Source organism: Actinomyces sp. ICM47, assembly GCF_000278725.1.
Lineage (GTDB): Bacteria > Actinomycetota > Actinomycetes > Actinomycetales > Actinomycetaceae > Pauljensenia.
This window is the reverse complement of record NZ_ALCA01000127.1, coordinates 45297-52144: the sequence shown is the minus strand read 5'-3', so window position 1 is coordinate 52144 and position 6848 is coordinate 45297. Positions and strand designations below refer to the sequence as shown.

The window sequence follows — 6848 nt, the reverse complement described above, 5'->3', positions numbered from 1 at the left end:
CCTGCTGCCCGGAGGGCACCAGTGGAACCTCATGGACTACTGGGCCTGGCCGCGGCGCCCATGGGCGGCGGCAGGGCCTGGCCGGGCTTTGAGATCGACCACTCCGAGCCGCAGGCTCGCGTGTGGCGATCTCGCGGGCGGGCCGCCGCCCTCAGGCACCAAGACAGGCTCACCAGGGCAAGAAAGCACTGCAAACCCGGGCGGCGGGCGGGCGGGCCCGACGGCACCCGGAACATCGGCGACGCAGCCACGACCTCGTCGATATAAGACTCGGGCCCGGCACTCCACCGAGTAACGGGCCCGAGGCCGTCTGTGATGTCAGTCGAGCGAGACTGGCGTGACACCGTAGGGTGCCAGGCCTGCCACTCCCCCATCGCGTGCGGTCAGGACGCTCACGCCGTCCGCCGTGATCGCAATCGAGTGCTCCCAGTGGGCTGCGTCGCGGCCGTCGACCGTGCGCACCGTCCACTCGTCGTCATCCGTCTGCGAGGCAATATCTCCGCGTGTGAGCATCGGCTCGACTGCGAGGACCATGCCGGGCTTGAGGCGAGCCTGGATACCGCGAACGTTGTAGTTGAGGACGTCCGGAGGCATGTGCATCCTCGTGCCGATGCCGTGTCCCACGAACTCTTCGACGATGCCGGCCTCCCAGCCGTTGATGAGGGCGTTCTCGGCGACAACCGTCTCGACCGCCTTGCCGACGGCGCTGATTCGTTTGCCGGTCGCGAGGCCCGCGAGGGCGGCCCACAGTGACTCGCGCGTAACGGCGTCGAGCTCGCGACGTTCCCGGAGCAGGTCCTCGTCGACTCCGGCGATTGCGCCAGTGGCGCGTGTGCCAGCCGCGAAGTCCGCGTCCTCAATGAACTGCTCGCCGACGATGACGCTGAACGCGGCGTCGCCGTGCCACTGCTTGCCGCCTCGTTCGATGAAGGCTCCACAGTCGAAAGACACGATGTCGCCGGGGGCCAGCTCGTAGTCGCCGGGGATGCCGTGGACGATGACGTCGTTGACAGAGATGCACACCGTCGCCGGATAGCCGTAGTAGCCGAGGAAGTTGGACGCGCCGCCGCCGTCAGCAATAGCTTGAGCACTCACCTCGTCCAGCTCCCGAGTCGTAACTCCCGGGCGAACCGCAGCCCGCAGCGCCTCGTGGATAGACGCGACGACCAGTCCGGCCTCGCGCATCCAGCGGAGCTGTTCGACGGTCTTGAGCTCGATGTGAGGCATCGTTTACTTCGCCACCGAGTCCAGGATCGCGAAGATGCGCTCCGTCACCTCGTCGATGGTGCCGCGTCCATCCACGACCTCGAGCAGGTCCTGGTCCACGTAGTACGTGGCAACGGGCTCCGTCTGCTGGTGGTAGACCTCGAGGCGGTGGCGCATGACGGGCTCGGTGTCGTCGGTGCGGTGCTGTTCCTGCGCGCGCTTGAGCATACGCTCCACGACCTCGTCTTCATCCACCTGGATCTCCAGGACGACGTCGATGGATGTGCCCAGGTCCAGGAGCATGTCGCGCAGCACGTGAGCCTGCTCCACGGAACGCGGGTAGCCATCTAGCAGGAAGCCCTTCGCGGTGTCGGGGGCTGCCAGGCGGGCCTTGACCATGGCGTTCGTGACCGAGTCCGGAACGAACTCGCCGCGGTCCATGTAGGCCTGCGCCTGCTTGCCGATCTCCGTGCCCTCCGCCATGTTCGCGCGGAAGATGTCACCCGTCGAAATGGCGGGGATATCCAGGCGCTCAGCGATGCGCGAGGCCTGGGTGCCCTTGCCAGCTCCGGGAGGGCCAAGGAGGATGACGACTGTCATTTCAGGAATCCTTCGTAGTGATGCTGCTGCAGCTGGGTGTTGATTTCCTTCACCGTCTGCAGACCAACGCCGATGATGATGAGGAGCGTCGTGCCACCGAAGGGCATCTGCGAGCTCGACAGCTTCAGCGGGATGATAGCCAGCGACGGCAAGAGCGCGATAATCACCAGGTAGAGGGCGCCAGCGGACGTGATCCGATTAATCACGTAGCGCAGGTACTCGGCCGTGGGGCGACCCGCACGATACCCGGGGATAAAGCCTCCGTACTTCTTCATGTTGTCCGCGACCTCGTCCGGGTTGAACGTAATCGCCGTGTAGAAGAAGGCGAAGAAGAGGGTCATAAGGGAGTAGATCGTCAGGTAGAACGTGCTGCCCTGCGTGAAGTGGCCGGAGATCCACTGGACCCACGCGTCCTGAGGCTTGCCGAACTGGGCAATCATCGGAGGCAGAGCCAGGATCGAGGAGGCGAAAATGACGGGGATAACGCCCGCCATGTTGATCTTCAGCGGGATGTACGTCGTCGTCCCGCCGTACTGGCGGCGACCGATCATACGCTTGGCGTACTGCACCGGGATTCGGCGCTGCGCCTGCTCAACATAGACAACGGCGATGGCCACGACGAGCAGAAGCGCGACGATAGCGGCGACCGAACCCCATTTGCCGGCCTGGCCGATCGACAGCAGCTGCTCGGGCAGACGGGCCGCAATCGAGGTGAAGATCAGGAGGGACATGCCGTTGCCGATGCCGCGCTCCGTGATGAGTTCGCCCAGCCACATGATGACGCCGGTGCCAGCCATCATGACGATGATCATCATGATGAAGGTCAGCACAGTCTGGTCACGAATGACCGGCTCCGAGCACGACTGGAAGAGCTGGCCGCTACGCGCCAGCGAAATCGTCGTCGTCGCCTGAAGGATGCCGAGGAAGATCGTCAGGTAGCGCGTGTACTGTGTCAGCTTCGCCTGTCCCGTCTGTCCTTCCTTATGCAGGTCGTCGAATCGGGGAATCACGACCCGCAGCAGCTGGATGATAATCGACGCGGTGATGTAGGGCATGATGCCCAGCGCGAAGATCGAGAGCTGCAGCAGAGCACCGCCCGAGAACAGGTTCACGAGGTCAAGCAGCGACGCCTGAGACTCCTGCGCCATGCAGCGCTGTACAGCCTGCGAGTCGACACCGGGCGTCGGAATAAACGACCCGAGCCGGAACGCGGCCATGATGAACAGAGTAAAGAGCAGTTTCCGACGCAAGTCGGGGGTACGGAACGCCTGGGCAAATGCACCGAGCAAGGCTTCCTCCTACGAATGATGGGCAGCGGGGCACAGCCCCTAGACTGACTTAGCTTACCCGACAGGGGTGAGAAATGGCGAGATCCAATCATTAAACAGAACGCACGTCCGTGTATTTAACGAAACTCGGCGTGCGTGCGCCCCGGAGGCCCGGGGCTATGCGTTCGCGCGTGAGAGATCGTTTGACAACCTTCTTCCGGCGCGAGCGGGCAAAGATAACGGGGGTGGTCCTGTGAAGGACCACCCCCGTCTGACCTCAGCGGGCCGAGATGGACCCGCCGGCGGCAGTGATCTTCGCCTCGGCGGAGGACGACCAGGAGTCGACCTCAACCTCGAGCTTCACGCTGAGTTCGCCGGAACCGAGCACCTTAACGGGCGCGGAATCGCGAACGGCGTGCTTGGCGATGAGATCCTCGACCGTGACCTTGCCGCCCTCGGGGAAGAGTTCCCCGAGCTTGCCAACGTTCACGACCTGGTACTCAACGCGGAAGGGGTTCTTGAAGCCGCGAAGCTTCGGCAGACGCATGTGAATCGGCATCTGGCCACCCTCGAAGCCGGCAGCAACCTGGTAACGGGCCTTCGTGCCCTTGGTGCCACGGCCAGCGGTCTTACCCTTCGAACCCTCACCGCGACCCACGCGGGTCTTCGCGGTCTTGGCTCCCGGGGCAGGACGCAGGTGGTGCAGCTTAACGATCTGCGTCTTCTTCGTGGAGTCCGCCATTGTCAGTCGACCTCCTCAGCGGTCACCAGGTGACGCACGGTGCGAACGGCGCCCAGAACGGCTTCCGTCTGCTCACGCACGACACTCTGGCCGATCTTGCGCAGCCCGAGGGTGCGCAGCGTGTCCTTCATGTTCTGCTTCGCGTGAGCAGAGGACTTGACCTGCGTGATCTTGATGTTCTTCGCCATCACTTAGCCTCCCCTGCAGCGGCCTTGTCGGCCTCGGCGGCCTCGGCAGCCGCGCGCTTCTCGGCCTCGCCCTCTGCGCGAGCGCGCAGCATGGACGCGGGAGCAACGCGCTCGAGGGGCAGGCCGCGTCGAGCGGCGACAGCCTCGGGCTGCTCGAGCTGCTTGAGTGCGTCAACCGTCGCGTGGACGATGTTGATCGCGTTGGACGAGCCCAGCGACTTGGTGAGCACGTCGTGGACGCCCGCGGCTTCCAGGACGGCGCGCACCGGGCCGCCGGCGATAACGCCGGTACCGGGGGCAGCCGGTCGGAGCAGGACGATACCGGCGGTATCGCGCCCCTGCACCACGTGCGTGATCGTGCGGCGGATCATCGGGACGCGGAAGAAGTTCTTCTTCGCCTCCTCGACGCCCTTGGAAATAGCCTGGGGAACTTCCTTGGCCTTTCCGTAGCCGACGCCCACCGTGCCTTCGCCGTCACCCACGACAACCAGGGCGGTGAAGGAGAAACGACGTCCACCCTTCACGACCTTGGACACGCGGTTGATCGTAACGACGCGCTCGATGTACTCGTTCTTGTTCTCGTTGTTCCGGCGGTTATCGCGATCGTTGCCGCGGCCGGAGCGGCGCTCACGGCGATCGTTGTTCTCGCCCGCGCCCGAACCGTTCCTGTCTCGCTGCTGTGCAGCCATCAGATGATCTCTCTTTCTTTCGGCTCGTTCACAGCTCGAGTCCGCCCTCACGGGCGGCCTCGGCAACGGCCGCAACGCGACCTGCGTACTTGTTACCACCACGGTCGAAGACGACGGCGGAGATACCGGCGGCCTTCGCACGCTCGGCGATCAGCGCGCCGACCTTGCGAGCCTTGTCGGTCTTCGTACCCTCGGCACCGGCGACGTCGGCCTCGATGTCGGAAGCCGACACCAGGGTGTGGCCAACCGTATCGTCGATGACCTGAGCCACCATGTGGCGGTTCGAACGGGTGACGACCAGACGGGGACGCTCGGGCGTGCCGTTGATCTTCTTGCGGAGGCGGAGGTGACGGCGCTTGCGAGCGACGAACTTGCCCTTGCCCTTGATCGAGTAAGCCATCACTTACCAGCCTTTCCGACCTTGCGACGGATGGTCTCGCCCACGTAGTGGATGCCCTTGCCCTTGTAGGGTTCAGGCTTCTTCAGCTTGCGGATGCGAGCAGCAGTCTCGCCGACGAGCTGCTTGTCGATACCGGACACCGAGAACAGCGTCTGGGACTTCGGCGCAATCGTGAACTCGATGCCCTCGGGCGGGGTAATGGTGATCGTGTGGGAGAAGCCCAGGGAGAACTCAAGGTCCTTGCCCTTGGCAACCACGCGGTAACCGGTACCCGTGATCTCGAGATCCTTCTTGTAGCCTTCAGTCACGCCAACGATCATGTTGGCGATCAGGGTGCGGGACAGTCCGTGGAGCGAACGCGAGGTGCGCTCGTCGTTCGGACGCTCGACGACAACCTGGCCGTCCTCGATCTTCGCGGTGATCGGCTCGGCAACAACGTGAGAGAGGGTGCCCTTGGGGCCCTTCACGGTCACGTTCTGGCCGTCGATCACGACGTCGACGCCGGCGGGGATAGCGATGGGGTTCTTACCAATTCGCGACATTGTTCAGCCTCCTCATCACCAGATGTAGGCGAGGACTTCCCCACCCACACCCTTCTCGGCTGCCTGACGGTCGGTGAGCAGGCCGGAGGACGTGGACAGGATAGCCACGCCGAGGCCGCCGCGGACCTTGGGCAGGTTGGTGGACTTGGCGTACACGCGCAGACCGGGCTTGGACACGCGCTTGAGCCCCTGGATCGCAGCCTCACGGTGCGAGCCGTACTTCAGGTTGATCGTCAGGGTCTTGCCCACGCGGGCATCCTCGACGGTGGTCGAGGCAATGTAGCCTTCCTCGACCAGGATGTTCGCAATCGCGTTCTTGAGCTTCGAGTACGGCATGGAGACCGTATCGTGGTGCGCACGATTCGCGTTGCGCAGACGCGTCAGCATGTCTGCAATCGGGTCTGTCATTGTCATGGGGGTTTATTCCCCTTCCTCGTCGCGGTTTCTCCGGTTACCCGGGACCTGCGACGTTCGTTTTACCAGCTGCTCTTGGTGACACCGGGGAGTTCGCCACGGTGGGCGAGCTCGCGCAGGCACACGCGGCACAGTCCGAACTTGCGGTACACCGAGTGCGGACGACCGCAACGGTTGCACCGGGTGTAGGCACGCACGCCGAACTTCGGCTTGCGGGCAGCCTTGACCTTCAGGGATGTCTTGGCCATGGGTCAGTCCTCCTTGAACGGGAAGCCGAGGTGACGGAGAAGGGCGCGACCCTCTTCGTCGGTGGTGGCCGAGGTGACAACCGTGATGTCCATGCCGCGCACTCGGTCGATCGAGTCCTGGTCGATCTCGTGGAACATCGACTGCTCCGTGAGACCGAAGGTGTAGTTACCGTGACCGTCGAACTGCTTGGAGGACAGTCCGCGGAAGTCACGGATACGGGGAAGCGCCGTCGAGAGGAGGCGGTCCAGGAACTCCCACATGCGGTCACCGCGAAGCGTGACGTGCGCACCGATCGCCTGGCCCTCACGCAGCTTGAACTGCGCGATGGACTTCTTGGCGCGGGTGGTCACGGGCTTCTGGCCGGTGATAGCGGTGAGGTCGCGGATCGCGCCCTCGAGTGCCTTCGAATCGCGAGCGGCCTCGCCGACACCCATGTTGACGACGATCTTCGTCAGTCCGCCGACCTGCATGACGTTCTCGTGCTTGAACTCAGCACGGAGCGCCTCGCGGATCTCGGAGACGTACTTTTCCTTCAGACGCGGGGCCATGC

Annotated in this window: 11 protein-coding genes; all 11 read right to left on the bottom strand. The window is 64.1% G+C overall.

The genetic code is table 11. From position 1 onward, the window contains the following. Positions 1-318 precede the first annotated feature (318 nt). Complete coding sequence (locus HMPREF1136_RS09370) at positions 319-1227, bottom strand: type I methionyl aminopeptidase (RefSeq protein WP_009649066.1); 909 nt, start codon at positions 1225-1227, stop codon at positions 319-321. A 3-nt stretch (positions 1228-1230) separates the two neighbouring features. Further along, a complete protein-coding gene (locus HMPREF1136_RS09365) occupies positions 1231-1806 on the bottom strand; it encodes an adenylate kinase (protein WP_009649085.1) in 576 nt (191 codons plus the stop codon). Continuing rightward, positions 1803-3095 (bottom strand): preprotein translocase subunit SecY, encoded by a 1293-nt coding sequence (secY, locus tag HMPREF1136_RS09360; protein WP_009649087.1) that lies wholly within the window; start codon positions 3093-3095, stop codon positions 1803-1805. Before secY ends, HMPREF1136_RS09365 begins: the two co-directional genes overlap by 4 nt. A 256-nt stretch (positions 3096-3351) precedes the next feature. Continuing rightward, positions 3352-3816 (bottom strand): 50S ribosomal protein L15, encoded by a 465-nt coding sequence (gene rplO, locus HMPREF1136_RS09355; RefSeq protein ID WP_009649091.1) that lies wholly within the window; start codon positions 3814-3816, stop codon positions 3352-3354. 2 nt (positions 3817-3818) lie between these two features. Further along, positions 3819-4004, bottom strand: a complete 186-nt coding sequence (rpmD, locus tag HMPREF1136_RS09350) for a 50S ribosomal protein L30 (RefSeq protein WP_034505670.1) — start codon at positions 4002-4004, stop codon at positions 3819-3821. Next, complete coding sequence (gene rpsE, locus HMPREF1136_RS09345; RefSeq protein WP_009054680.1) at positions 4004-4693, bottom strand: 30S ribosomal protein S5; 690 nt, start codon at positions 4691-4693, stop codon at positions 4004-4006. The genes rpmD and rpsE overlap by 1 nt, the downstream gene beginning before the upstream one ends. Before the next feature lie 28 nt (positions 4694-4721). Then, entirely contained in the window at positions 4722-5093 is a 372-nt protein-coding gene (gene rplR, locus HMPREF1136_RS09340) for a 50S ribosomal protein L18 (RefSeq protein WP_009649074.1), read from the bottom strand. Continuing rightward, positions 5093-5635, bottom strand: coding sequence for a 50S ribosomal protein L6 (gene rplF / locus HMPREF1136_RS09335; protein ID WP_009649093.1), 543 nt, complete (start codon positions 5633-5635; stop codon positions 5093-5095). Before rplF ends, rplR begins: the two co-directional genes overlap by 1 nt. A gap of 15 nt (positions 5636-5650) precedes the next feature. After that, positions 5651-6049, bottom strand: coding sequence for a 30S ribosomal protein S8 (rpsH, locus tag HMPREF1136_RS09330; protein WP_009649076.1), 399 nt, complete (start codon positions 6047-6049; stop codon positions 5651-5653). Positions 6050-6111: 62 nt separating this feature from the next. After that, entirely contained in the window at positions 6112-6297 is a 186-nt protein-coding gene (locus HMPREF1136_RS09325; RefSeq protein WP_003790603.1) for a type Z 30S ribosomal protein S14, read from the bottom strand. A gap of 3 nt (positions 6298-6300) precedes the next feature. Further along, on the bottom strand, positions 6301-6846 hold the full coding sequence (gene rplE / locus HMPREF1136_RS09320) for a 50S ribosomal protein L5 (protein ID WP_009058550.1): 546 nt from the start codon (positions 6844-6846) through the stop codon (positions 6301-6303). Between the last annotated feature and the right edge of the window lie 2 nt (positions 6847-6848).

Excerpts from the sequence above, each read along its gene's own strand:
- HMPREF1136_RS09370 (WP_009649066.1), bottom strand. The coding sequence starts at position 1,227 with ATGCCTCACATCGAGCTCAAGACCGTCGAACAGCTCCGCTGGATGCGC.
- HMPREF1136_RS09365 (WP_009649085.1), bottom strand. The coding sequence starts at position 1,806 with ATGACAGTCGTCATCCTCCTTGGCCCTCCCGGAGCTGGCAAGGGCACC.
- rplO (WP_009649091.1), bottom strand. The coding sequence starts at position 3,816 with ATGGCGGACTCCACGAAGAAGACGCAGATCGTTAAGCTGCACCACCTG.
- rpmD (WP_034505670.1), bottom strand. The coding sequence starts at position 4,004 with ATGGCGAAGAACATCAAGATCACGCAGGTCAAGTCCTCTGCTCACGCG.
- rpsE (WP_009054680.1), bottom strand. The coding sequence starts at position 4,693 with ATGGCTGCACAGCAGCGAGACAGGAACGGTTCGGGCGCGGGCGAGAAC.
- rplR (WP_009649074.1), bottom strand. The coding sequence starts at position 5,093 with ATGGCTTACTCGATCAAGGGCAAGGGCAAGTTCGTCGCTCGCAAGCGC.
- rplF (WP_009649093.1), bottom strand. The coding sequence starts at position 5,635 with ATGTCGCGAATTGGTAAGAACCCCATCGCTATCCCCGCCGGCGTCGAC.
- rpsH (WP_009649076.1), bottom strand. The coding sequence starts at position 6,049 with ATGACAATGACAGACCCGATTGCAGACATGCTGACGCGTCTGCGCAAC.
- HMPREF1136_RS09325 (WP_003790603.1), bottom strand. The coding sequence starts at position 6,297 with ATGGCCAAGACATCCCTGAAGGTCAAGGCTGCCCGCAAGCCGAAGTTC.
- rplE (WP_009058550.1), bottom strand. The coding sequence starts at position 6,846 with ATGGCCCCGCGTCTGAAGGAAAAGTACGTCTCCGAGATCCGCGAGGCG.